Raw genomic sequence first — 25,667 nt, forward strand, 5'->3', positions numbered from 1 at the left:
AATTGCGCGCTTACTGTTTTGGGCTACCCACTTAAACCGGGACAAAATCAAGCGTTCGCCGCACAGTCCTGTATCATGAGTTAATGACTAAAAAAACAAAACGACACAAGGAATCCGTGCAACGAACCGCTCGATTATCAATGAACTGGTAGCCCGTGGCAAGAAAAGTCTTAGACAATTGGCGGTGCTGGTCAATCGATCCAAAAGTAGCGTCCATCGGCACCAAAAAGCGCAAGCCCGACGCCATCAATATCCCGAATCTGCCCTATGGGAAACCGAAGCAGGCGAAGCCTGGTTGAAACTATTGATGGTTGCGGTTCTGTACAGTTTTGGCATGGAGTGCCATGTTGGAGCCGACAAGTTGTCGCGATTTTTCAAGCTGATTCGCATTGACACGCATGTGGGCATATCTTCATCGGCATTGCGTCAGCAATTGAGCCGGATGGAAAGCCTGTTACCCGTATTTCAGCAGCGTTGTGAAAGCGGCGTTTCAGCTCAAACACGTTCAGCCGTAGTCGCCATGGATGAAACATTTTTTGGTGATTTTCTCATCCTGGTGCTGATGGACTTGTCGTCCGGTTATTTGATTCTGGAAGACATCAGCCATGACCGTCGCTTCGATACTTGGTTTGAGAAAGCGATACCGCGCCTAAAAGAGTTGGGTATTGACGTCAACCACGCCGTCAGCGACCGAGCCAAAGCCTTGATCAAACTGGCTATTACCGGGTTTGACTGTCAATCAGGTGCCGATATTTTTCATGCACAGCAGGATGTCAGCAAATGGTTGGGTGCAACGCTGGGAAGGCGGCACGAACAAGCGAAAACTCAACTGGAAACGGCTGAGGCGCTATTGAAAAAGAAACCGGACAACAACCTCGCCGAATTGGTGCAGGTCGTTGATGCAGAACGAGCCTATAAACAGATACAGGAAACACGCGCCGATTATCACGAAAATCTGGCCAGCATTGCCGAAGATGTTCATCCGTTTTCGTTAGAAACCCAGAAAATCAATCGGGCGGAACAGGTGACTTTCAGTCTGGAAAAACGCGCTCAGGCGTTTGAAAAAATCGCGCAATCGCAATCTATTGCTGACATAAAACAGACCATAAATAAGTTTCGTAATCAATTGAATGACTTAGCGTCCAATGTAGAAACCTGGTGGCTATGGGTCATGGAAATTCTAGCCGGTCTTTCGGTGGATGAGGCAACGCACTACTGGCTGATTCATGCCCTGTTACCAACGGTGTACTGGCATCAGCAACTGCTCAAAACCCAAAACCCCAGGCAAAGGGAAAAATACCGTCAGGCTTGGCAGCAAGCCGCGCAGCATTTACAGACTGATGCTTTCACAGCAACCCTGTCGGAAAGCGAATTGCAACGCTGGTTGGAATGGGCAGAGTGGATGGCGCGGAACTTTCATCGCAGTTCTTCCGCCGTCGAGGGGCGTAATGGTTATCTGTCGCAGATGTATCACAATGGCCGTGGCTTGACCGAAAAACGCCTGAGGGCATTGACAGTGATTCATAACTACGGACTCAAACGGACTGATGGAACAACAGCGGCAATGCGCTTGTTTGGTCAAACGTTTCCTGATTTGTTTTTATGGTTGGTTGCTGAAATGGGCGAGCTTCCGCTGCCAAGAAAGGGGCGGGAGCGGACTATTCATAACCCATTGTTTTTGAAAACTGTCCCGGCTTAAGTTGGAAGCCGAGTTAGTAAAACATTCATCCAATCAAGCAATAGGCTTACCGTTTTGCCATAATTCATATTCGCTAATATCAATATCTTCATTCCAAACAACAGCGTAACCAGTCGGGTCAATTTTACAGGTCTTAAAAAATACCGGATTTTGCAATGGTGCAAACATTTCATTTTTCAGTAACTTAGCTACGTCATATTCCCTTTTTTCCTGATTGTCGAATTCAACCAGTAACATGTAAGGGGGTTTGGTAGAAACTGTCGATATTTTTGGATATTTCATTATCTTCTACTTTAAGGCTGGAAGTTTATTAAATTCCTGTTTTTCCCACATGGCTAACAGCTCAGTTTGGTATAAAGTCGCCCATTCCAAAACTAATTTTCTTGCCCTATCCGGCAAATCACCTTCGAACATTTCCAGACAGTTTATATCAAACAAACTATTGAATTCACCGTAAACAGCATGAAAATGCAGCAGATGCTACTTAGTCAGTTTTTCACTGCGAATCAAATCCTGATAAAGTAAAGCAAGATATCCCAGAATCCGCACAGCCATAAAATGATCAATACTGGATTGAAACTCCAGCAGCAGATAAACATACAGCTAGTCATCCCCACAGCGGATGCGCCAAATCAAATCATCTTCGCGATCACGTTAATCATCGGTAAGGCATGACAACAGGATATGCTCTGTTAAGCATCAATCAGGCAAATGTCAGCGCCAGAAAACCATGCTTGGCGTTCTGGCCTGACGGCTTAACTTTACAGCGTTTTATACAAAGCAATCGCTTTGTTCAATTCTTCGGTCGATTTAGCCACATCGCCTCTTTTTGACAGAATTTGGCCTTGAATGATTTCGGCGTTGGCTTCTTTGAGTAATTTGGCGTCGCCTGTCAGTTGCTCGGACAAGGCCCGTGCTGCTTTCAAATGGATTTGAGCATTGTTAAAATCACTTTTGCTGATTTCGACTAAGGCTTTTTCAATATGACCGATGGTTTCGGTAACGTTAGCTTCTGCGGCGCCAGCAATAGTGCTGGTAAAAGCTAAAACGATAACCGCAATCATGCTTAAGGTAGTTTTTTTAATGGAATTCATGATGTTGAAACAATCCTTGGATTTAGTAGATATGAGTTGTGGAAACAAAAGCCTCCGCAGACATCATATACGCATTATCAAATCACCATCGGTATTTCGTACTTGGCTACTCAGGAATAGCTAAATTTTAATCGGTGTAGCGGCTGCAGACTTTAAAATCAGCCTACCCAACACTATATTAAGCTTGCACTTTTCGCCCTTGCGATTAGGCATTACCGGGAATTTATTCTGACTATTTCTATGCAAGCTTTGGCCTTTGTGGATTTGGAAACCACTGGGGCTTCCAGTACTAAAGTACCGTATCACGGAAATTGGCATCGTGCTGGTGGATGAGACCGGGGTGCGTGAATGGAGCCGGTTAGTCCAACCCCAAACCCGGATTCCACTGTTTATAGAACAACTCACCGGCATCAGTAATGAGATGGTCGCCGGTGCCCCACTGTTTGCCGAAATTGCCGAAGAAGTGCAACAGTTACTGCAAGGCCGGCTGTTTATTGCCCATAACGCCCGGTTTGATTACAGTTTTCTGAAAAACGAATTCAAGCGCTTGGGTATGGCATTTCAGCCCACGGTTTTGTGTACGGTTAAATTGTCCAGAACCTTGTATCCGCACTATCGGCAACATAATCTGGATAGTTTGATCGAGCGGCATCAGTTACAGACTAAGGAACGACACCGGGCTTTGGCCGATGCTCAATCCATTCATCAGTTCTGGATGCATATAAACCGGGATTTTCCGGCGCAGGGTTTGCTGGATACCGTACAGAAACTGATTAACCGTTCCAGTTTGCCGTCACAGTTAGACCCAATGCTGATTTATGATTTGCCCGAAGCACCTGGAGTGTATTTGTTTTTTGGCGAGAATGATTTACCGCTGTATATCGGCAAAAGCATCAATATCCGGCAACGAGTGCTGGCGCATTTTTCTGCCGATCACCGCCACAACAAGGAAATGAGTTTATCGCAGCAATTGCGCCGTATCGAATGGCAGGAAACCGCAGGCGAACTGGGCGCTTTATTAACTGAAGCTCGCTTGATCAAGACTATGCAGCCCACCCATAACCAGCGCTTACGCCGTAAAAATGCGCTATGTGCTTGGCAGTTGCAGCAAGAACAAACCCATGTATCCCCTACCCTGATCTGGGCTGATGATTTGGATTTTGGTGCACAGCAGAATTTATACGGTTTGTATCACAGTGTGCGTGAGGCCCACAAAGCATTGCGGAGTCTGGCCGATCAACACCAACTGTGTTTAGCTGTCTTGGGTTTGGAAAAGGTGGTGCAAGGCCGGCCTTGTTTTGGCCATCAAATCAAAAAATGCCGGGGAGCTTGTATGGGTTTGGAACCCCCCTTACAACACGCTATGCGTTTGCAAATCGCTATGCAAAAATTAAAGCTGGCAGTCTGGCCGTATCCGGGCGCCATAGGCATCCCGGAAGCGGAAGAACTGCATGTGTTTGATCACTGGTGTTATTTAGGTACGGCTCGTGATCAGACGGAAATTGATGAGCTATTAGCCACGGGCCGACCAGTATTTGATAAAGATACTTATTTGATCGTCAGTAAGGCGTTGAAAAAAGCCCATGGTGTGATACTAATCAAGTAAACCGGAGCTATACTGTTAATCTAGCGACTAGTGGTTGACCAACAGTACTTTGACGGCAGCGCTATGATGATATGACGACTGTGGATGCGCATGGTTCGCGATTGATGCGCATCACTGCGTTCAGCGCATCCTACGTCGGATCCGTCTAAATAAGATTGGTCGACTAATAGTTATCGCTATATCACATCTCCACCCACATAAGGATTGCTACGCATTTCTGCACCAAAGGTGGACATAGGCCCATGACCAGGTATAAACGCTACATCTTTGCCCAAAGGCCAAAGTTTTTCTCTGATTGAGTTCAGTAAAGTCTGATGATCGCCTTGGGGGAAATCTGTACGGCCAATTGAGCCTTTGAATAACACATCCCCAACCAGCGCCAAACGCTGAGTTTCACTAAAAAACACCACATGGCCAGGGGTGTGGCCCGGACAATGGATTACCTGCAATACTTCTTCCCCAACCTGAACGGTATCACCATCATTGAGCCATCGATCCGGGGTAAACACAGCAGAATAAGGAAAACCAAAATACTCGCATTGTTCCGGCAAGGATTGTATCCAAAAATCATCGGCCTGATTTGGCCCGTAAATCGGCAATGCCAATAGTTCAGCCAGTTCGGCTACGCCCCCTACATGATCTAGATGACCGTGAGTGATTAAAATAGACTCAAGCTCCACTCCTTCCTGTTTAACTTTGCTCAATAGTTTAGGAATATCCCCACCGGGATCGACTAATGCGGCTTTATTGGTCTGTTCGCAAATTAATAATGTACAATTTTGCTGGTACGAAGTAACGGTAATAATAGAAAAACGCATAAAATAATTTATCTGAAGTTTCCCAAAAATTTGTAGATTGTTAGAAGGCTTTGCGAGTGTTTATAAAGAATTGCTTTTGATGTTAGGCGCTTGTCGACTAATCATATACGTTAGACATTAATTGTTTATTTTCCTTAAAAAACAATACTTTGATAGTGAATGAGATCAAGTTTTACTGTATAATGAAAGTTCCTAACGCTTTGATTAGACAAATAAAAAGACCTCATTCATGTTCATTTTACGCGATATAACACAACCCTTACAAGCCCAATTTAGCCACTCTGAACTAGGCAAAGAGCGGTCCTCATTATTCATCCGCTGAAAATCTTGGAAGCGGAACGTAAGTGGAGCGAAGATTTTTAGTCCCCGATAGGCGTAGCGCCGGGCGGGTTTTCGAAGCGAAGCGGAGAAAACCTGCAAGGCATCGCGAAACGCCGTCAAGTCACTTGGAGCCGAAGTTCCGATCCCCTTGTTGGGTCGGAACGAGGTGAGGAGGACGAATCGGGGCCGCCGGAGGCATTAGCGGTCGCGTAATTTTTGCCGCTTGTTGGGGCTGGGATGCCCCTAAACAAGCTTTCGCAAAAATAGCGACTCACTGATATACCCCCCGCGTCAGACTAGTTGTCGTCTCAAATTTTTAAAGCCAATAAAATTTGAGATTAGAGATGAAAACATATACAAGGTATTCTGAAGACTTCAAAGAGCAAGCTCTGAGAAAAGTTTACAACCGTGGAAACGACCAATCGATTCAGGATATTGCGAAGGACTTGAACGTTTGCTGGCAAACCCTAAAAACATGGATGAAAAAAGCTAAATTGCATAACTCCCGAGATCTACCGTCGAAATCGAAACGCCCTGATGATTGGCGTCCTGAAGAACGTCTCTCAGCGTTACAGAAATCTTATGGCTTGAACGGGGAAGACTTGAATGCCTGGTGCCGTGAACAAGGGTTATTCGTTCATCAGCTTGAGCAGTGGAAAGCTGAATTCTGTCGTCAGGGTGGCGTATCTGAAAAAGGTGAAGTGCATACCCTAAAAGCGGAAATTCATACCCTGGAGCGAGAGTTGTTACGCAAAGACAAAGCCTTAGCAGAAGCCGCCGCGCTGTTGGTTCTGCAAAAAAAGTTCCGAGCGCTCTTGGGGGGAGAGGTCGAATGACTGCCCACGAAGAGCGCAAGCAAGTAATTGTTTTACTGAATGAATCGATAATAGCGGGTGCGCGGCAAGCCCAAGCTTGTGAAGTGCTGGGTTTAAGCGAACGCACCTTGCAGCGCTGGCAGACCGGTGAGACCGTTCATTGTGATCAACGTCCATTACGTGAATATCAACCGCCGCATAAGCTTACCGTCATGGAGCGAGCCGAGGTGTTGGCTGTTGCCAATTCCGATGAATTTGGGCATCTGCCGCCGAGTCAGATCGTACCTCGGCTGGCCGATCAAGGCCGCTATCTGGCTTCTGAATCGACATTCTATCGCGTACTGCGAGCAGAAAACCAATTGGCACACCGTCGCAGTGAACGCCCTGCTCAATCCCGCACTAAACCGCGTGCCCTCTGTGCCACCGTACCTAACCAACTTTATAGCTGGGATATTACCTATCTGCCATCAGCAATCCGTGGACAGTTTTTCTATCTTTACCTGTTTGTGGATATTTTCAGCCGAAAGATCGTGGGTTGGCAGGTGTTTGAAGAGGAAAGCAGTACCTTGGCAGGCGAATTGTTACGTGACCTGTGCCATCGTGAGGGGATACAGCCCAAACAGCTGATACTGCACTCTGATAACGGTAGCCCCATGAAAGGCGCTACCATGCTGGCAACCTTGCAACAACTCGGTGTCATGCCCTCGTTAAGTCGGCCTTCGGTTAGCAACGACAATCCTTACTCAGAATCGCTCTTTAAGACCTTAAAATACCGGCCAAACTATCCGTTAAAGCCGTTTGCAAAGGTGACGGATGCTCGTGACTGGGTAACGAGACTGGTGGAATGGTACAACCACGAGCATCGCCACAGCGCCATCCGGTTTGTCACGCCAGCGCAACGCCATGAAGGCTTAGATCAAGGCCTACTGGTTAAGCGTAAAGCCGTTTATGAGGCTGCCCGTGATCGAAACCCGAAGCGATGGACTGGTAACACGCGGAATTGGGATTGCATCCAAGCAGTCCACCTTAATCCTGATAAGCCAGTGACTAACAGTAAACCTAATACAGAGGAGACAACTCAGAACAAAAATGCCGCTTAAGATTTAAACGTCGAGGCGACAACTACATTGACAATTTCCGTATACGCTGCTTTCCATTATCATCCCATTCACCTCGTCGATTACCTCAAACTGCTATCGCTGTCTTACCACCTTATTTGGCATTGACCTTAACCAAAAGCGTTTTTATACGTTTATGGCATCCAGCACTTTGCCGTGGCAGCGTGTTTGGCAAACTATTTGGGGATTAATTCCATCACCCGAAACAGATGGACGATTATTATTGGCTTTGGATGACACCATTAACCCTAAATCAGGAACCCATATCTTTGCTTGCGATACAGTATTTGATCATGCTGCCAAAACAAACCAAAGCCAATATCCTTGGGCTCAAAATATTGTTGCCGTTGGTTTACTTAAACGCATCAAAGGCCGCTGGGGTTGCTTATTCATGGATTTTCGATTTTACATTGCGCAAAAAACCCTAACGGCAAACTCGAAAAATGCCAGAATCAAAGATCAGCCTGTGCCTTTTCAATCAAAACTTGAACAGGCCTGCCATATGTTGATCGGCATAAGCCAACACTTTCCAAACACCCCTGTGCTGGCTGTCATGGATAGTTGGTTCGGTAACTATAGTGTATGGCAACCCGTACGAAAATGTTTAGGGTTACGCTTCCATATTCTATCTCGATTACGGAGCAACAACGTGTTGTATAATCAACTCGTCGAATCGAAAGAAAACAAGCGTGGTCGTCCTGCCAAGTACGGCAAGCGTATCGGTTCTACGGCTGAGATAGCCAAACAATTTGTCTCTTTAGCAAAGAACTATACCGTTGAACTCTACGGTAAAACGCGTCAGGTGTCTGCCTATGATCAAGTGGTGGTGCTAAAAACACTTAAATGTTCTGTTCGCGTTGTTTGGGTGTATCGTAAAACCCAATGGATAGCCTTGTTTACCACAGATCTGACGTTGTCGGTGAATCAAATCATTGAATTTTATGGCGCACGTTGGAAAATAGAATCTGGCTTTAAAGAACTGAAGCAAGACATAGGCAGCCAATCGGCGCAATGCCGCAAAGCGGCGGCTGTCATCAATCACTTGAACTTTTGCTTAATGGCTTCTACCCTGGCTTGGATTTATGCTGATAAATTAAAAGCAGACCCAGAGCGTCGGCATAAAGTTAAAGGTCGAACCAGTTTTGCCTTTTCTGATGTTCGACACATTATTGCTGAAGCCGCACTTAATGAGGATTTTGTTAGGCTTTGCCCTAAACCCAGCAACTCCCCAATAAATTCTATCGTAGCCGTGTTATTACGCATGGTGGCTTGATGAATTTCGCGGAAACTTCAGTAATTTATGTCCAGATCGATAATTAAGAATGCTACCTGAATCCGTGTTCCTTTCGGTTTAAGTGAGGGCAGTCGCGTTTCAGACGCGTTTTTTAAAAAAATCTACCACCAATCGAAATTTAACTGCCGTTCATCAAGCGCTGAAAATCTTGGAAGCGGAACGTAAGTGGAGCGAAGATTTTTAGTCCCCGATAGGCGTAGCGCCGGGCGGGTTTTCGAAGCGAAGCGGAGAAAACCTGCAAGGCATCGCGAAACGCCGTCAAGTCACTTGGAGCCGAAGTTCCGATCCCCTTGTTGGGTCGGAACGAGGTGAGGAGGACGAATCGGGGCCGCCGGAGGCATTAGCGGTCGCGTAATTTTTGCCGCTTGTTGGGGCTGGGATGCCCCTAAACAAGCTTTCGCAAAAATAGCGACTCACTGACCCTCAGTCGCAAAAATCAATCGTTTCCATGGTATTGCCGGCATCGCCAGATGAAAAACCTGACGCCAAGACAAGCAATCTTCTTCTCTACCCGGAGAATCAGCTCGTAACCAGCATCTCAGCTTTCGCGCCGCTTATCCTGATGCAAAGCCAGGCTGCACCACCAATCGCTCTTGTAAATAAGCGAATACTTTTGCCACGGGTGAGGCGCACCCTAAGTCCAGCCACCATTGCCGGGCTTTGTGGATCACCTGGGCTGCTCGATACATGACTTCTTGCAGCACCGTTCGTAACCGCCGTCGTTTTGCCGGATGACGTATTGGCGCCAAGTCGCCAGTCAAGCCCAGTTGACCAATCAGTCGCAAGCAATTATAGGCAAACATACCCATTCTCAATAGACAGTCGTTGGTCTCAAACTTTCCAGATGGTAAGCGTTCCATATCCAGGTCAGTTTTGAATTCCGAATGAAATTGTTCATGGGTGCCGTGGTCGCGGTAGCGTTCAATGACGGTTTCTTCGGGTTCCTCCAGACTCGTCCACCAGCCTTCCAGTTGAATGTCCGGCAGTAATAGCATCTGGCCGTGCTTATTGCTCGTGCGTTCAATGATCCGCACGACCAGTCTGAAGGGGCGAGTCTGTTTTTTCCAAGCACGTTCCACCGTCAGTGTCATTAACGCTTCCCGTTTACCGGGGCGTTTTTCAACAAAGGCGCCGGCCGCTTCCGCTTTTTCTAACCAGGATGTCTTATCTTGCCGTCTTGGATTCCACTTGATCAAGTATTCAAAGCGCCTGTTCATGGCTGCCCAGCGTTCTTTCTCAGCCGCAACCGTAAATAACAGTTTGGCGCTATCAAACCCTGAGTCTTTGCGTAATAACAACGGCAAACCCGGTGCAACCAAGCGCTCAACTCGAGGAAACAGCCTTTCTAGAAAATAATCAATCTCCAGCGATGAATGCCAGCGGCCTGGACGCAGTTCCAATCCTATACACCAGCCTTCATTGCCCAAATAAGCCGCGACAGGCGTATAGCCATCCACTCCCTGATAGGTTCGACTCACCTCTTCCTTCTTGCGGAAATTGTCAATGTAGTTGTCGCCTCGACGTTTAAATCTTAAGCGGCATTTTTGTTCTGAGTTGTCTCCTCTGTATTAGGTTTACTGTTAGTCACTGGCTTATCAGGATTAAGGTGGACTGCTTGGATGCAATCCCAATTCCGCGTGTTACCAGTCCATCGCTTCGGGTTTCGATCACGGGCAGCCTCATAAACGGCTTTACGCTTAACCAGTAGGCCTTGATCTAAGCCTTCATGGCGTTGCGCTGGCGTGACAAACCGGATGGCGCTGTGGCGATGCTCGTGGTTGTACCATTCCACCAGTCTCGTTACCCAGTCACGAGCATCCGTCACCTTTGCAAACGGCTTTAACGGATAGTTTGGCCGGTATTTTAAGGTCTTAAAGAGCGATTCTGAGTAAGGATTGTCGTTGCTAACCGAAGGCCGACTTAACGAGGGCATGACACCGAGTTGTTGCAAGGTTGCCAGCATGGTAGCGCCTTTCATGGGGCTACCGTTATCAGAGTGCAGTATCAGCTGTTTGGGCTGTATCCCCTCACGATGGCACAGGTCACGTAACAATTCGCCTGCCAAGGTACTGCTTTCCTCTTCAAACACCTGCCAACCCACGATCTTTCGGCTGAAAATATCCACAAACAGGTAAAGATAGAAAAACTGTCCACGGATTGCTGATGGCAGATAGGTAATATCCCAGCTATAAAGTTGGTTAGGTACGGTGGCACAGAGGGCACGCGGTTTAGTGCGGGATTGAGCAGGGCGTTCACTGCGACGGTGTGCCAATTGGTTTTCTGCTCGCAGTACGCGATAGAATGTCGATTCAGAAGCCAGATAGCGGCCTTGATCGGCCAGCCGAGGTACGATCTGACTCGGCGGCAGATGCCCAAATTCATCGGAATTGGCAACAGCCAACACCTCGGCTCGCTCCATGACGGTAAGCTTATGCGGCGGTTGATATTCACGTAATGGACGTTGATCACAATGAACGGTCTCACCGGTCTGCCAGCGCTGCAAGGTGCGTTCGCTTAAACCCAGCACTTCACAAGCTTGGGCTTGCCGCGCACCCGCTATTATCGATTCATTCAGTAAAACAATTACTTGCTTGCGCTCTTCGTGGGCAGTCATTCGACCTCTCCCCCCAAGAGCGCTCGGAACTTTTTTTGCAGAACCAACAGCGCGGCGGCTTCTGCTAAGGCTTTGTCTTTGCGTAACAACTCTCGCTCCAGGGTATGAATTTCCGCTTTTAGGGTATGCACTTCACCTTTTTCAGATACGCCACCCTGACGACAGAATTCAGCTTTCCACTGCTCAAGCTGATGAACGAATAACCCTTGTTCACGGCACCAGGCATTCAAGTCTTCCCCGTTCAAGCCATAAGATTTCTGTAACGCTGAGAGACGTTCTTCAGGACGCCAATCATCAGGGCGTTTCGATTTCGACGGTAGATCTCGGGAGTTATGCAATTTAGCTTTTTTCATCCATGTTTTTAGGGTTTGCCAGCAAACGTTCAAGTCCTTCGCAATATCCTGAATCGATTGGTCGTTTCCACGGTTGTAAACTTTTCTCAGAGCTTGCTCTTTGAAGTCTTCAGAATACCTTGTATATGTTTTCATCTCTAATCTCAAATTTTATTGGCTTTAAAAATTTGAGACGACAACTAGTCTGACGCGGGGGGCTTGGTACCGCTCTGATCCATGACGAAGGTGTCCATGTCCAGACAGACGTAGCCTTTATGCGGCGTAATTGGGGCTTCTGTTCGTTCGATGAGTCGTATCGATAGATCATCCACCGGCTCCAGCAGGCTGCCGCTGACACGATCAAGACGTTGCCGCAGCCACACGCTGCCGGGAACCTTACGTACATCCAATGCCTTCTTGAAAAAACGATCTTCACGAAACGGCTCAACAGCCTCGAAGTCGCTTTTGCCTATACTTAAAAGGCCAACAGTGGTTTTGACTAAATCCGAGGTTTTGATACCCTGTGAAACAGGTATTCTACCGTCCACCATCACTTCGACATTGACCGCTTCCAGGCACTGGCCGATCAAGGATAGTCCGGCATAGGAGGTAAGTTCCTTTTTGGATTCTTTAAGCTTAAAACGTGCCATAATCAAAACGGGTGACTATAGAAAAACTATATTATACCTTTTTTATCATTGACTTATGACTATTTATAAAAAAAACGAACACGGATTCAGGTGCTAGTTAAGCTGTTTGATAGCCGTAAGGAACGGCTTTATGTAAATGGATAATATTTTATAATTAATTCGTCATGATTGGCTTATCTCCATAATTTTACCAAAACTATTTATTGTTATGGCACTCTGTACACGACAAAACGCGCCACTTAAATTCTGAGGGTTATTTTCCCAGACCGACTTCGGTCATAATCGATCATAGTCGGCGGACATAAAAACAAAATCCAGAATCGAAGCATCTCATCAGCCGATTTAACCGTTTTCAACAAAAAGTTATTCAGCTCGTCTAGCCCATAACGAAACAAGCTACATTCCGGGCGACCGTGTTGTTTGATGGTTAACGGCTTAACGGCTCGATGTTTCCATTCCCCGACTTTATGGGCCCAGCAAAAAGCAATGGCTTGGAGCGCCATGACTTTCTTAATCCGATAATACCGGGTCAGCCGGGTCTCTTCTAAATGGAAGCCGCGCCCTTTCAAGCATTGGAACAGGTTTTCAATTTGCCAGCGCTGGCCGTAAACTTGAATCGCCTGAGCCAAGCGCTGGTTACTGGCCAACACTAATAGCTCGTTGGTCTCTAATTTTAAGGCGTTCAACCAAACCCACTGATCGCCAATGCGCTGTCTTTTCCTCAGTACGCGCTGCTCGCCCGCCTTTAAATCCCGGAATAGGGCTTGAACGGGCTTTCCGGCGTGGCGGCGATTGGTCAGTAACTGATTGTCTTTCATCCGAATCAAATACGGAATGGTATGGTCTGTTAACCATTGCCACCACTGATCGCCAATAAACTCCCGGTCAGCCAATACGCCTTGAATGCCATGCCGACCAAACTGCCGGATGAAGCGTTGCAATAAGGCGATTCGTTCACGCTGATTGGAGTTACCCTGCTTATTCAACACCAACCAGTACACCGGCACCGCCATGCCTTTATAAGCAATCGCCAGGGTGAGGATATTCAGATTGGCCTTTCCCCATTTCCAGTTAGTGCGATCCAGAGTCAAATAATACGACTGGCCCTTAAAATCAAACAACTGCATGATCAGATGCGCCACGGCGTCATAATCAAAAACAACGGTTTGAAAAAAACGCTGAAGCCGCCTGTACCGGGACTTTAAGGTCGCCTGTCCACCAAAATTCACCGCTAATTGCGTTAAATTCATGTGCCTGGATTGGATTAACGCCAGTAACAGACCGATAAAACAATCTAAACGGCGCTTGCTCCAAGACACATGGTCTTTTAAAATCGCTCTAAGCCCATCGTTTAAGTCCATGTTCACCCCCTTTTTTAGTCATTAGAGAGTGAAACAGATTTGCGATGGGCTTTCAAGTCATAAGCTTAGATCATCTTCTTTAGCCGGTTTTTAGGTTTTGTCGTGTACAGAGTGCCATAACCACCCTTCGGTGGAATGCGTGAATAAGAAACATGGAGCTTTTTGCGGTAAAGTAGGTTACCCGCACCGCAGAAGACCGATTGATCAATGGTGTGTTCGCACCCGAAACAGAGTGTGGTTCTGGGTAACGTCGGCGAAATTGGTGAGCCTTAAGGTATCCCGTTTGAGAGAATGATTTTTGACGATGTTCCCAAAGCGGTGTGGGTTTACTATTTCTGATGATGGAGTAAAGTCATGGCTACTGGCAAGTCTGCTCATTTTCAACTGACTCATCCCAATGCGGCGGGTATCGATATTGGTTCAGGAAGCCATTTTGTGGCAGTATCGCCCGACCGAGATAATCCCTCCGTACGTGAATTTCCAAGTTTCACCGAGGACTTAGAACATTTGGCGGATTGGTTGACGGAATGCGGTATTGATACGGTGGCGATGGAGTCTACGGGGGTTTATTGGATTCCATTGTTTGAGATGCTTGAAGTTCGTGGCTTCACAGTCTTTTTGGTGAACGCTCGTCACGTCAAATCCGTGCCTGGACGTAAATCAGATGTATTGGATTGCCAGTGGTTGCAGCAATTAATGAGCTTTGGTCTGTTGCGAGGAGCATTTCGTCCACAGGGCGATATTTGCGCACTGCGCAGTGTGGCGCGGCAACGAGCTATGCTATTACGCTACCAAGCACGGCATGTTCAACACATGCAAAAAGCGCTCACACAGATGAACCTACAATTAACCCAAGTTATTTCTGATGTGGTTGGCGTCACTGGGCAAAAAATTATCAGAGCTATTTTGGTCGGCGAACGTGATGGAGTTACTTTAGCGAAGCTTCGTCATGGTCGTATTCATGCAAGTGAAAAGGAGATCGCTAAATCTTTACAGGGTAATTGGCGTGAAGAACATTTGTTTGCGCTTAAACAAGCGGTTGACTTGTATGACAATTATACTGAAAAATTAGAGGAGTGCGACCTGAAATTGGAAGAAATGCTCCAAGAATTGGCTAAATATTCCCATGAGCCGCAAGCCATAACGCGTCGCAGTCGAAACAAAAATGCGCCGCAATTTGATTTGCGTCTTCACCTGTTTAGATTATGTGGCGTCGATCTAACACGGATTGATGGCATTGACGTCACTACCGCGTTTACGGTACTTTCCGAAGTCGGGGCTGACATGTCGCGATTTAAAAATGTTAAACATTTTACATCCTGGTTGGGTTTATGTCCGGGTACTAAAATATCAGGCGGCAAAGTATTGTCTGGCAAGTCCAAGCGCACGGCTAACCGTGCTGCTCAAGCCTTAAGGTTGGCGGCGGTTAACTTACGCGCCAGTCAATCTGCGTTGGGAGCCTATTACCGTAGACTCTGTGCTCGTATGGATAAACCACGCGCGATCACCGCCTGCGCCCATAAGTTGGCGCGCTTAATTTATGCGCTATTGACTAAGGGGGAAGAATTCGTGGACAAAGGTCAACAATATTATGAAGAACGCTATCGTCAACGGGTGGTGAATTCGCTGAATAAACGCGCCGAACAATTGGGCATGAAACTGGTTTCCGCATAATAAAAAATAACACAACATAATCAATTGGTTGTGATTTGTTTCTTGAGAGGTTATGGCTATGAGTATTAAAAATTGACTTAAGCAACTGCGGTAGCGTCTTACGCGCCACTGGTCGTCTGCATTTTACCCCGCCAACCGATGTTGTTTAAAATTGGCATCCTGCAGCACAAAATAGTCGCAATAGTGCCGAGAATAACAGCATTTCAGTTGATGTTTGACAAACTGGTACAGACAATTTAGATAGACATCGGCAAAAAACCGGCTGTTGAAATTGCCAATAGGCAGACCCTTAAGGGCTTCATATTACAGCTGGTTTTGTGTGACGGCATTTGCTGTCACAAACCGAGTTGCCTTTAAGATATGGGGTTGTGGGAGGGTTGTATCGGCGCTGCCAAGATTCGGCCCGCATAGCGGGGCCGCGATAGCAAAACACCAAGCGTCCTGCTAAGTTTTGGTGGATTGCCTAGCGGCGAATCCACCCTACTCACTAAAAAAGCCGAATCACCCAAATGATCCACACCCGATGTTGCTGCGTCGTTTTAAGCCAAGAAAACCTAACAGACCAGTTGCAAACAACCAGATAATATTGGGTTCCGGCACGGATGCAACATTGCCGGGGCTAACTGCCCATGCATAGAACTGGTCGTTCTTATAGCCGTAGTTCTGCTCACCATTGTAGGTATAGAAGAACCATGAAATGTCAGGAATGGATGCATGCTCCGTACCAGACCAATACGCGTAGGTTTGTTGCACATTGCTGAACGGACCTCTGGGGATGTAAGACCCTGAAATACCACCCAGTTCGTTGTAAAACAGCTCACCTAGTTGACTACCATTATCATAACCATACACTGCGTTACTGCTAGGCAAAGCCCAATGGCTGGAGCCGCCATAATTGATAGTATTCAGGTAATTTACAAATGCTTGTCCGGCCCACCAGTCTACCAATCCACCATCAGCAAAATCATCAGTAGTCAGCGTGTATGTTCCGGTAAGATCAATATTATTGGGGGTATCATGGATCACACCGCCGTTAGCATTGATGATTGCGGTGACGATATTATTGTAGCTGTTAGATCCATAAGCACCCTCCAAGGTGCCTAACAGGTTGGCGTCTTTGGTCCAGGTGGAATTGATGCCGCTATCATAAATCCCTAAGCCGCCGACCGTAGTAGTTAAAGTGGCTTGGGCATTTAGACTGGCGAGACCGAACATCATGGTTACTGTCAATAAGATTTTTCCGTGTTGCACGTGTTTCTCCTTAGCATTTGTGTTTTAGTTTGTTAATAACTTTGCACCACATGTGAAAGCTTCGGCTCTAGGCTGATCCCCAAGCCTTAACCACGCTTCAATATATAGCAAAGGAGGTGCTACGTGCTAACTGCACGCAACAAAACGCTAGCACGTTTTATACGATCTTTCAATATCTTTATGGCTCTTTGCTGCTCATCGCCCTAAAGGAAAGCCGGTTGCTTGGCTTATGCTCAATATATTTCTTGGGCATAAAGAGCTATCAGCTATTGACAAAGACATCATGAGATCAAAGTTATTGACTTCATTTTTAGCCAAACCATTAACTTAAATATTTAACAATAAATGGGCAGGCGCTTCCAGACATTCCTTAATAACCCCCAGAAATTGCACGGCTTCTTTACCGTCGACCAAACGATGGTCATAAGACAATGCCAGATACATGATGGGCCGGATGACAATTTCACCGTTTTCCACTACCGGACGGTCTTTAATGGCGTGCATACCCAAAATTGCACATTGCGGCGGATTGAGTATAGGCGTTGAGAGCATGGAACCAAAAATGCCGCCATTGGTAATGGTAAAGGTACCGCCGCTCAAATCCTCGACACTGATAGAACCATTGCGGGCTTTATTGCCAAAATCATAAATGCCTTTTTCTATGCCGGCAAAATCCAGTTGGTCGGCATCGCGCAAAATCGGTACGATCAGGCCGCGTGGGGTGGTCACGGCAATGCCAATATCATAATAGCCGTGATAAATAATATCATTGCCGTCTATGGAGGCATTAATGGCCGGAAAGCGTTTCAGGGCCTCGATGGCCGCTTTGACAAAAAATGACATGAACCCTAGCTTTATGGCATGTTTTTCTTCAAACCGGCCTTTATACTGATTACGCAAATCCATTACCGCTTTTAAATTAACCTCATTAAACGTGGTCAACATCGCAGCGTTTTGCTGGGCTTGCAGCAAGCGTTCGGCAATTTTGGCGCGCAAACGGGTCATCGGCACCCGCTGTTCCGGGCGCAAACTGGCTATACCTGTTGCCGAAAGTGGTGCGGCGGCGGATTCTGGATTAGGCACTGGAGCCGGTTCCTCGGCCTCCGCCGGATGCTCACCCAGATACTCCAGCACATCAGATTTGCGTATACGGCCATGTTTACCAGAACCGCTGATTGCGTTCGGGTCTACTGCGGTTTCTGCCACCAGACGGCGCACAGATGGACTTAAACGCGGCTCATCCGTCCGACTGACTGGTGCAATAGCTTGCTGATCGTCCTGAACTTCCAACAGAGCCAGCAATTCACCACCCAGCACAGTATCGCCACCGTGTTTAAAAATTTCCTTTAAAGTACCAGAATGCGGTGCCGGCACTTCCAAAATGACTTTATCAGTTTCCAGATCGGCCAGATTGTCACCTTCATTAATCCAGTCACCTATTTGTTTGTGCCAGACAACCAGACTGGCATCGGCAACCGATTCAGGCAGGGTTGGCGCCAAAATTTCAAAACTCATATAAAATTCCTTACTGACCGCCGTAAAGTGCAGTCTGCACTACGGCTTTTTGTTCGCTAAGATGGGTTTTATAATTGCCCACGGCAGGTGCGGCAGATGCTACCCGGCCGGCATAACTGATAGTTATATCTCTATCAATGTGATTATAAAAGAAATGCTTGCTTTGGAACCAAGCCCCCTGATTTTCAGGTTCTTCCTGACACCAGATAATCTGTTTAAGATGCGGATACTTATCCAATTCCGTTTTAAAATGTTGCGCCGGAAATGGATATAGCTGTTCGATACGAATAATGGCAATATGTTCCAATTTATCCAAACGGCGGGTTTCAAGTAAATCATAATAGACTTTGCCGGCGCATAATACTACCCGGGTGATTGCCAGCGGATCCAGTTCATCCAACTCACCAATTACCGGTAAAAAGCCGCTATTGGTCAAATCGGTCAGTTTTGACACGGCCAATTTATGCCTTAACAGGCTTTTCGGACTCATCACAACCAATGGCTTGCGATATTCGCGCAGTAGCTGCCTACGCAGCAAATGAAAAATTTGCGCCGGTGTGGTGGGTGTACAGACCTGCATATTCTGATCGGCACATAATTGCAAAAATCGTTCTACTCGCGCGGAAGAGTGTTCCGGCCCCTGCCCTTCAAAACCATGCGGCAACAACATAACCAAACCGCTGAGCTTACCCCATTTGCTTTCCCCGGAACTGATAAACTGATCTATCACCACTTGTGCACCATTGGCGAAATCACCGAACTGCGCTTCCCAAATCACTAGTTTATCCGGTAATGTTGAGCTGTAACCGTATTCAAAACCCAAGACGCCGGCCTCGGACAACAGAGAATTGAAAATTTGCGGACGCCCCTGCTCCGGGCTTAAATATTTTAGCGGTATATAGTTTTCACCGGTCAGCTGATTCAATAATATGGCATGACGATGGGAAAATGTGCCACGGCCTATATCCTGCCCAGTCAGCCTTATATCATAGCCGTCCATCAATAAAGTGGCATAGGCCATATTTTCGGCAAAGCCCCAGTCCATGTCCTGTTCGCCTTGCGCCATTTTTTGCCGGTCGGTCATAACCTTGGCAACCCGAGGGTGCAGTTCAAAACCCGGCGGCAAATCTTGCAAGCGTTGGTTACAAAACTGAATTCTGTCCAGACTGACTGCGGTATCAGCCGGGCTGTTCCAGTCTTTGTTATGAAATTTTTCCCAGCGTGCCGAATAGGAATAGTGATCATTTTCTATTCCAGGCCGCGACACCACCTCACCAGCATTGAGCAACTGCAGATATTCCTGTTCCTGCGTACTCAAAAACGCCTGATTGATAACACCATCATCCAGCAGTTTCTGGGCATAAATCTGCTTGGTGGTGGCCAGATTTTGAATGATTTTATACATCATCGGCTGAGTGGCTGCCGGTTCATCAGCTTCGTTATGCCCCAGACGCCGATAACAGATCAAATCTATCACCACATCTTTGTGAAATCGCATCCGGTAGTCCAATGCAATCTGGGTAATAAACGCCACGGCTTCTGGATCGTCGCCATTCACATGAAACACCGGGGCCTGCACCATATTCGCCACATCGGTGCAATATAGGGTTGAGCGGGCATCAAATGGATTGCTGGTTGTGAAGCCGATCTGGTTATTTATGACAATATGCACGGTTCCGCCGGTATTAAAGGCGCGTGTTTCCGACATATTCAAGGTTTCCATGACGATACCCTGACCGGCAAATGCCGCATCACCATGAATCAATACCGGCACTATGGCATCAATGCCATGAATACCATGACGGTCTTGACGGGCTTTCACCGAACCTTCCACTACAGGGTTGATGATTTCCAGATGGGAGGGATTGAAGGCCAGAGTCAAATGGATAGGTCCGCCCGGTGTGGCTATATTGGAAGAAAAACCCATATGATATTTAACATCGCCGGTAATTGCGCCCGGCATGGAAGTATGGGTACCTTCAAATTCGCCAAATAAAACCGCCGGGCTTTTACCCAAAATATTCACCAATACATTCAAGCGGCCACGATGCGCCATACCCAGCACAATTTCCTGAACCTTGTTCTCCCCGGCACGCTGTATCAGTTCATCCAGAATCAAGATCAGCGATTCGGCACCTTCCAGAGAGAAACGTTTTTGACCCACATATTTTCTATGTAAGAACCGCTCCAGACCTTCAGCAGCTGTTAATAATTTTAACAGCCAGATACGTTTTTCCGGATGGCTGCTAAAATCGGTTTTAGCCCCTTCCAGTTTATTTTTAATCCACCATTTTGAGTCGGCATCAACGATATGCATATATTCGCTGCCGATACTGCCGCAGTAAGTTTGTTTAAGCAGTGCCAAGATTTGATGTAAAGGCATTCTGTCTATGCCGCATAAGCCGCCAGTATCGAACAGGGTATCCAGGTCGGCTTCGGTTAAGCCATAGTACTCCGGCTCCAAATCAGCATGTGGCGTAATATGGCTGCGGCCCAATGGGTTATTAGCGGCTATCTGATGACCTTTGACCCGGTATTGATTGATTAACCGCGCCACCGCTGATTGTTTTTTTACGCTTTGCTCGGTAAAGCCCTGCATTTTTGCCAAGCGACCCGGTTCGGCAATAGCCATTTTTTCAAAACGCCGCACAATCACGCTATGCGGTGTGTCTTGTGGTGCGCCGCTATGGATTTTTTCAAATCGCTGCCGCCAGCTTTCGGAAATAGTGCTGGGGTTGCTGAGAAATTGCTCATAAAGATATTCAATATAAGTTGCATTACCACCATATAATGCAGAAGTCTCTTTAAACAATTCAAGCAGAGTAGTCATGCAAACATCCGGATTTTCAGCAAGTCAAGGTACTTATAGTAGTGCTAAAATTGTCCAAGACCAAATAAAATTGTAGTCCTAAGCCGGAGCAAGTATGGCCAAAAGCAAAGTCGTTATTAAAATCAATTATGACCAAGACCAAAACCACAAGCCCAATACTGGGCCAGAAATGGTTACTGTTTGGCACTATAACCGTATATTAACGACATTCAGTATATTGCTGGTTTTAGTTATGGTCGGCATTTATGGGCTGACCGACAATGAGCAGACATCTACTCCAGCAGCTACGCCTGACACACAAATACCCGAAGCAACTGTGCCGCCTGCGGCAAATATACAGAATAAACCCCAAGTGTCAGCCGCGGAACCGGCCAATAACGCCAAACTACCGGGAACCCCTGCGGAAATAAGCCTAACACTGCAGCCAGGGAACGCCATGATATTGGATCGTAGCGTACTAAGAGCTTCTTTGAATACTGAAATCAAAGATACTGAACCTTATCGGCAAGTTAAACAGGCCATTAAGCTCGATCAAAAACAATCCATTGAACTTTTTTATTTTAATCAGCTTAAATATATTAAGGTATTGGCTTTATCTCATGCCTGGTATAAACAAGGTAAATTGATTTATAAAAAACAATTTGATCTAAAGCCCAATACTAGCCGACTGATTTCCAGTAAAAAATTTACTAAAAATGATGTGGGTGATTGGCAAATTCAACTAGTTGATAGCAAAACCAAAGTATTCTCTACCCTGAGTTTTAAAATTAGTTATGAATAAGTATTTTCTTTATCCTAATATAGTGGTAAACTAACTGCGTCGTTATATAACAGAGGAAAACATGACTGATCTAACTAATCTTTCTGATGCTGAATTGCAAGAAGTTATTGAAAAAGCCGAGAAAGCGTTAAAAGAACGCTTATCTTCAAAACGCAAGGAAGTAATTGCTCAAATAAAGGATTTAGCTGCCTCTATTGGCGTGGTTGTTGAGCTTCATGATGCGGAAAAAATCGTAGACCGGAAAACAGTTAAAGTTGCTGCCAGATACCGTAATCCGGCTGATCCAATTCAAACTTGGTCTGGCCGTGGTTTAGCGCCAAAATGGATGCAAGAACTAATTGCATCAGGCCGCGACAAAAGCGAGTTTGAAATTATCTAAATCCGCAAGATTTAAGGCACTATCCAATTTTTGAGCTGATTGCCTAGCCAGACACCATCATCAATACTAAGGTCGTGCCCTGCCCAGGGATGGGTTTTAACTTCCAATTGCCAATTTTCAGCAATACGTTGAGTACAGCTTGGCGAAACCAGCCGATCACCTTGACTATTCAGCAATAAAACGGGCTGCTTTGGCCCTTGTCGGCTCGGCTTATACTGTGCCGCTGCTGTAATTTGCCGGATAAAATTCTTAAAACTAACCGGCCTTTGCTGCTGTATCTGATACCAGGACTCTGCCAGAGCTGCGTAGCGATCCGGGGAATTACTAACCAGCGCCAGAATAGCCTGCTCACGTTGATATAAATCTTTTTCCAGCAGAATTTGCAGAAACTGCTGATAACTTTGCCAACGCATACGCTGATGAAATGCACTGAGATTAGCAAAACTGCTATTAACCAAAACCGCACCCTGAATTTCTGCCGGGTGTTTTATTAGCCATTCCCAGGCCACCATTCCCCCCATAGACAGCGCTAAAATAGTCAAAGGCTGATCCAATAAGCCTTGCTCTCTGGCCTGCTGCCTAAGCCATTCCATAATCGCTGATATTAGTGCAGGACTATTTTCCCGGTGATATAAACCGGTACCCGGTAAATCCAAAGTATTGATTCGAGCATCTGGAAATACCTCACGCATTAGTGGCAGAAAATCACCCCAATGCCCGGCCTCCCTAGCTAAGCCACGCAGCAATAACCAATTACTTCCCAGATCCTTATGCATACCAAAGCGCTTTTGCCTGTTCGGCATAAATTTGCTTCTGGTCGGCCTGTAAATGCGCCCATTCCTGCGAATACAGCAGACTCCTATACAAATAATCAAACAAGGTAAAATGCCTGCGTAATATGCGCTGCTGCCGGTGCGGCAATAAGGGATGAAATAGACCATGACGCTGAAACATGTGTAATGGACTTTTTCGCAACCAAACCCAAGAACCCATTTCCAGCGTCAAGGGCAAGAAAAGTTTGTCGGTCTGCTGGCTTTGGCTAAAATCATCGTATAAATAATCCCATAAATCACCATTGATCACATACTCTTGGCTCATGGGCTCAATTTTGTAAAAATGGTTGGGGTAGCTGCGATCAAATAGTTTTTTCCAGGCAAACACTTCTGCCAAGGTCGCAATAGGTTTACGGCTGGAAGCATAAGGAAACCATAGCCTATCATGCACACCAAAGCCGGAATGTAAGTCTATGGCTATCGACAAGGGCGCCGGAAACAAATGTTTGGTAATCACCCGGCACAAGGCAGATGCTTCTTTTTCCATACAGCTGACATCACCACGATACCAGGGTAATCTGGGGCTTAAGCGATGCCCACTATACAATTTGGTATTACCGTCTCCCTCGACAGGGGCGTTACGCATTAAATCTACGCCATTCCCATTGCAACGCGTACCTAGATAAACGCCCACCGGATTGATAATCGGCATAAAGATCAAGCGCGAATGTTGCAGACGCTGTTTAAACTCTTCATCCCAATCTAACAGACTAACTATGGTTTTAAGATACGACAGAATCACTTCCGAGCCGATTTTTTCCAGGCCATGCACACCACCAAAATAACCTAATACAGGCACATCAGGTCGCTCAGAGCCAAGGGCTATGCAGTGTATCGGAAACTCCCGATCTTTATACACCACTCGCTCCACAACCTCTACCCGCGCCCTATCACCCAGCTGTTTGATTATCTCCTGCAGCTGAGTCAATTCCACAAACGACTTGTCTGTCATGGGCTATGAATTTAATGAGGTATCTATATAACGGTGTCTTTTCTTGGGGGCAATTTTATCAATTTCCACCATTATCAGGCTATCTATACAATTATTAAATTCCGGATCAATATTAAAGTCGATAAAATGACACCCCTTGTCCACGCACAACTCGACGTATTGTTTATAGAGTGTCGGCACTCTTACTCCCAGTTTTTTTAATTCACTATTCAAAATTTTAAAACTGGTTGAATAATCGGCCTGGAATTCGGTACTGGCAAACTGGCGACCAGCTTCGGAGATCACAAACGGGGTTCTGGCTTTGGTTTGATAATTATTTGAGCCAAACTGCTGCTGATAAAAACCGATAATCAATTCCTTGGCGGGTTGTGGGTAGGCATTGCTGATACTTACCGGGCCAAACAGATATTTAATTTCCGGTTTTTCCCGTAAATAAGCACCAATGCCATACCACAGGTATTCCAGACTGTGTTGCCCCCAATAGCGGGGCTGGACAAAACTGCGGCCCAATTCAACGCTGTAGGGTAACAGTGCGGCAAAATCACTCTGCAAATCAAACAGGGTTTGAGTATAAAACCCTTCTACACCATATTCAGCCATGATTTTAGGGCCTTCACCCACCCGATAAGATCCGACTATTTCCAGATCTATATCATCCCACAACACAATATGGCTATAATAAATATCAAATTTATCCAAATCCAATGCCTGACCGGTACCTTCTTCCACCGAACGGAAGGTCAGCTCCCGTAACCGGGCTATTTCTTGCATCACCGGACAATCATCCTGAAACTGGTAAAGAAAAATCTTTTTACCATCACGGGTTTCGCCCAGTAATCTGGATTGGAACAAAGCCTTTTTAATGGCTTTGGTATCACTGGGATGAACGACTGTTTCAAAGGTTTCAAATAGCAACGGTTTATTCTTTTTACCCAGATTCAGCACGTGTTTACGAAAGCGCTGACTAAGCTGCTTGTTATTTTCGGTACTGTCGGCAATTGCCGAAAATGGAATTGGCGCCCCAACCTTAAATTTGATTTCCTGATTCTTTTTATTAAACATCTCTTTAACCAACAGCATGGTGCCCAGAGGTTTATATAAAGTGGAAACACTATAAAACAGAACCGAATTTTTGGCTTTAATATGGATGGGCAAAATCGGGCTGCGGGATTTTTTGGCCAGCTTGATAAAACCGGTCTGCCATTTGCCGTCGCGCACACCAGCTGGTGTGATACGCGAAACTTCACCAGCCGGAAAAATGATAATGGCTTCCTCGTTTTCCAGGGCATCCACCATCACTTTATAAGTATCTTTCAGGCTTTTTTTATCGGATAACACATCGACCGGCAAAAATATCGATTGCAATGGCTCCATGTGTGACAAAACCCGATTGGCAACTATCCGCACATCCGGCCTAATGGTGCGTATCAGCTTTACCAGGGCTAATCCGTCCAGGGTACCAATAGGATGATTGGCTACTATTAATAATCTACCTTCGGAAGGAATATTATTCAGCGACTTATTACTGACCTGATAACTGAATTTAAAATAACTCAATAATTTATCAAGAAAGGCAAAACCACGCAGATGTTGGTTTTTTTGAATAACACTATTGAAATCGTCTTCGTGGATGAGTTTTTTCAGGGCTTTCACTGCTAATGGCTGATGTTTTCCCAGCTTAAAATCAGGATAGGTATCTTTCAATATGCTTTCAGCATCAATCATTTAGC

Annotated in this window: 18 protein-coding genes and 4 pseudogenes; 7 read left to right on the forward strand and 15 right to left on the reverse strand. The window is 46.2% G+C overall.

Features of this window, described 5'->3' with window-relative positions:
• The first annotated feature begins 184 nt into the window (after window positions 1-184).
• On the forward strand, window positions 185-1,699 hold the full coding sequence (locus tag KEF85_RS09490; protein WP_246535100.1) for a DUF6399 domain-containing protein: 1,515 nt from the start codon (window positions 185-187) through the stop codon (window positions 1,697-1,699).
• 33 nt (window positions 1,700-1,732) lie between these two features.
• On the opposite strand, the gene KEF85_RS09495 is transcribed toward KEF85_RS09490, so the two are convergent.
• The 4 genes from KEF85_RS09495 to KEF85_RS09510 all read right to left on the reverse strand — a co-directional run bounded on the left by KEF85_RS09495 (window position 1,733) and on the right by KEF85_RS09510 (window position 2,793).
• The gene (locus tag KEF85_RS09495; protein ID WP_215579900.1) at window positions 1,733-1,981 is read right to left on the reverse strand and encodes a DUF2442 domain-containing protein; all 249 of its coding nucleotides are present in this window, start codon (window positions 1,979-1,981) and stop codon (window positions 1,733-1,735) included.
• Between the two features lie 6 nt (window positions 1,982-1,987).
• Entirely contained in the window at window positions 1,988-2,176 is a 189-nt protein-coding gene (locus tag KEF85_RS16935) for a DUF4160 domain-containing protein (protein WP_343222195.1), read from the reverse strand.
• Between the two features lie 3 nt (window positions 2,177-2,179).
• A complete protein-coding gene (locus KEF85_RS17115) occupies window positions 2,180-2,302 on the reverse strand; it encodes an Rpn family recombination-promoting nuclease/putative transposase (RefSeq protein ID WP_215585111.1) in 123 nt (40 codons plus the stop codon).
• Window positions 2,303-2,460: 158 nt separating this feature from the next.
• Window positions 2,461-2,793 carry a hypothetical protein gene (locus KEF85_RS09510; protein WP_215579904.1) on the reverse strand — a complete coding sequence of 111 codons (333 nt, stop codon included), beginning with the start codon at window positions 2,791-2,793 and terminating at the stop codon, window positions 2,461-2,463.
• A gap of 319 nt (window positions 2,794-3,112) precedes the next feature.
• On the opposite strand from KEF85_RS09510, the gene KEF85_RS09515 reads away from it, so the two are divergent.
• Window positions 3,113-4,399, forward strand: a complete 1,287-nt coding sequence (locus KEF85_RS09515) for a 3'-5' exonuclease family protein (RefSeq protein WP_246534844.1) — start codon at window positions 3,113-3,115, stop codon at window positions 4,397-4,399.
• Between the two features lie 176 nt (window positions 4,400-4,575).
• Here the strand turns inward: KEF85_RS09515 and KEF85_RS09520 are convergent, their stop codons facing one another.
• On the reverse strand, window positions 4,576-5,217 hold the full coding sequence (locus tag KEF85_RS09520; protein ID WP_215579906.1) for an MBL fold metallo-hydrolase: 642 nt from the start codon (window positions 5,215-5,217) through the stop codon (window positions 4,576-4,578).
• 665 nt (window positions 5,218-5,882) lie between these two features.
• On the opposite strand from KEF85_RS09520, the pseudogene KEF85_RS09525 reads away from it, so the two are divergent.
• Together KEF85_RS09525 and KEF85_RS09530 are read left to right on the forward strand one after the other, a co-directional pair.
• Window positions 5,883-7,453: pseudogene (locus tag KEF85_RS09525) on the forward strand (IS3 family transposase).
• Between the two features lie 58 nt (window positions 7,454-7,511).
• Window positions 7,512-8,744: an IS701 family transposase gene (locus KEF85_RS09530; RefSeq protein ID WP_425515598.1), complete on the forward strand. Its 1,233-nt coding sequence runs from the start codon at window positions 7,512-7,514 to the stop codon at window positions 8,742-8,744.
• A gap of 575 nt (window positions 8,745-9,319) precedes the next feature.
• On the opposite strand, the pseudogene KEF85_RS09535 reads toward KEF85_RS09530, so the two are convergent.
• The 4 genes and pseudogenes from KEF85_RS09535 to KEF85_RS09550 all read right to left on the reverse strand — a co-directional run.
• Window positions 9,320-10,255 (reverse strand): annotated as a pseudogene (locus tag KEF85_RS09535) (IS1380 family transposase); the annotation flags it as partial.
• Window positions 10,256-10,296: 41 nt separating this feature from the next.
• A pseudogene (locus tag KEF85_RS09540) lies at window positions 10,297-11,867 on the reverse strand (IS3 family transposase).
• Between the two features lie 53 nt (window positions 11,868-11,920).
• Window positions 11,921-12,361 (reverse strand): annotated as a pseudogene (locus KEF85_RS09545) (IS1380 family transposase); the annotation flags it as partial.
• A 239-nt stretch (window positions 12,362-12,600) separates the two neighbouring features.
• Entirely contained in the window at window positions 12,601-13,722 is a 1,122-nt protein-coding gene (locus tag KEF85_RS09550) for an IS4 family transposase (protein ID WP_215579912.1), read from the reverse strand.
• A 354-nt stretch (window positions 13,723-14,076) separates the two neighbouring features.
• Here KEF85_RS09550 and KEF85_RS09555 point away from each other — a divergent pair, with 354 nt between their 5' ends.
• A complete protein-coding gene (locus KEF85_RS09555; RefSeq protein ID WP_215579915.1) occupies window positions 14,077-15,396 on the forward strand; it encodes an IS110 family RNA-guided transposase in 1,320 nt (439 codons plus the stop codon).
• 501 nt (window positions 15,397-15,897) lie between these two features.
• Here KEF85_RS09555 and KEF85_RS09560 read toward each other — a convergent pair.
• From KEF85_RS09560 to KEF85_RS09570, 3 genes are all read right to left on the reverse strand, one after another.
• Entirely contained in the window at window positions 15,898-16,647 is a 750-nt protein-coding gene (locus KEF85_RS09560) for an Lcl domain-containing protein (RefSeq protein WP_215579917.1), read from the reverse strand.
• Between the two features lie 327 nt (window positions 16,648-16,974).
• Window positions 16,975-18,162, reverse strand: a complete 1,188-nt coding sequence (odhB, locus tag KEF85_RS09565; protein WP_215579919.1) for a 2-oxoglutarate dehydrogenase complex dihydrolipoyllysine-residue succinyltransferase — start codon at window positions 18,160-18,162, stop codon at window positions 16,975-16,977.
• Window positions 18,163-18,172: 10 nt separating this feature from the next.
• The gene (locus tag KEF85_RS09570; RefSeq protein ID WP_215579921.1) at window positions 18,173-20,992 is read right to left on the reverse strand and encodes a 2-oxoglutarate dehydrogenase E1 component; all 2,820 of its coding nucleotides are present in this window, start codon (window positions 20,990-20,992) and stop codon (window positions 18,173-18,175) included.
• A 94-nt stretch (window positions 20,993-21,086) separates the two neighbouring features.
• Here KEF85_RS09570 and KEF85_RS09575 point away from each other — a divergent pair, with 94 nt between their 5' ends.
• Together KEF85_RS09575 and KEF85_RS09580 are read left to right on the forward strand one after the other, a co-directional pair.
• Window positions 21,087-21,773, forward strand: a complete 687-nt coding sequence (locus KEF85_RS09575; protein WP_215579923.1) for a DUF2914 domain-containing protein — start codon at window positions 21,087-21,089, stop codon at window positions 21,771-21,773.
• Window positions 21,774-21,834: 61 nt separating this feature from the next.
• On the forward strand, window positions 21,835-22,152 hold the full coding sequence (locus KEF85_RS09580; protein ID WP_215579925.1) for an H-NS histone family protein: 318 nt from the start codon (window positions 21,835-21,837) through the stop codon (window positions 22,150-22,152).
• Window positions 22,153-22,163: 11 nt separating this feature from the next.
• Here the strand turns inward: KEF85_RS09580 and KEF85_RS09585 are convergent, their stop codons facing one another.
• Genes KEF85_RS09585 through olsF form a run of 3 tightly spaced genes read right to left on the reverse strand, consistent with a single transcriptional unit; the run spans window position 22,164 to window position 25,662 of the window.
• Window positions 22,164-22,928 carry an alpha/beta fold hydrolase gene (locus tag KEF85_RS09585; protein ID WP_215579928.1) on the reverse strand — a complete coding sequence of 255 codons (765 nt, stop codon included), beginning with the start codon at window positions 22,926-22,928 and terminating at the stop codon, window positions 22,164-22,166.
• Window positions 22,921-23,937 (reverse strand): M14 family zinc carboxypeptidase, encoded by a 1,017-nt coding sequence (locus KEF85_RS09590; protein WP_215579929.1) that lies wholly within the window; start codon window positions 23,935-23,937, stop codon window positions 22,921-22,923. The genes KEF85_RS09585 and KEF85_RS09590 overlap by 8 nt, the downstream gene beginning before the upstream one ends.
• Window positions 23,938-23,940: 3 nt before the next feature.
• Complete coding sequence (olsF, locus tag KEF85_RS09595; protein ID WP_215579931.1) at window positions 23,941-25,662, reverse strand: bifunctional ornithine lipid synthase OlsF; 1,722 nt, start codon at window positions 25,660-25,662, stop codon at window positions 23,941-23,943.
• Window positions 25,663-25,667: the final 5 nt, after the last annotated feature.

This window comes from Methylomonas paludis (assembly GCF_018734325.1).
Lineage (GTDB): Bacteria > Pseudomonadota > Gammaproteobacteria > Methylococcales > Methylomonadaceae > Methylomonas > Methylomonas paludis.

Bases quoted from the DNA above. Each gene is read 5' to 3' on its own strand.
- KEF85_RS09495 (WP_215579900.1), bottom strand. From the start codon at position 1,981: ATGAAATATCCAAAAATATCGACAGTTTCTACCAAACCCCCTTACATG.
- odhB (WP_215579919.1), bottom strand. From the start codon at position 18,162: ATGAGTTTTGAAATTTTGGCGCCAACCCTGCCTGAATCGGTTGCCGAT.
- KEF85_RS09575 (WP_215579923.1), top strand. From the start codon at position 21,087: ATGGCCAAAAGCAAAGTCGTTATTAAAATCAATTATGACCAAGACCAA.
- KEF85_RS09580 (WP_215579925.1), top strand. From the start codon at position 21,835: ATGACTGATCTAACTAATCTTTCTGATGCTGAATTGCAAGAAGTTATT.
- KEF85_RS09550 (WP_215579912.1), bottom strand. From the start codon at position 13,722: ATGGACTTAAACGATGGGCTTAGAGCGATTTTAAAAGACCATGTGTCT.
- KEF85_RS09570 (WP_215579921.1), bottom strand. From the start codon at position 20,992: ATGACTACTCTGCTTGAATTGTTTAAAGAGACTTCTGCATTATATGGT.
- KEF85_RS09585 (WP_215579928.1), bottom strand. From the start codon at position 22,928: ATGCATAAGGATCTGGGAAGTAATTGGTTATTGCTGCGTGGCTTAGCT.
- KEF85_RS09555 (WP_215579915.1), top strand. From the start codon at position 14,077: ATGGCTACTGGCAAGTCTGCTCATTTTCAACTGACTCATCCCAATGCG.
- KEF85_RS09590 (WP_215579929.1), bottom strand. From the start codon at position 23,937: ATGACAGACAAGTCGTTTGTGGAATTGACTCAGCTGCAGGAGATAATC.
- KEF85_RS09520 (WP_215579906.1), bottom strand. From the start codon at position 5,217: ATGCGTTTTTCTATTATTACCGTTACTTCGTACCAGCAAAATTGTACA.
- olsF (WP_215579931.1), bottom strand. From the start codon at position 25,662: ATGATTGATGCTGAAAGCATATTGAAAGATACCTATCCTGATTTTAAG.
- KEF85_RS09510 (WP_215579904.1), bottom strand. From the start codon at position 2,793: ATGAATTCCATTAAAAAAACTACCTTAAGCATGATTGCGGTTATCGTT.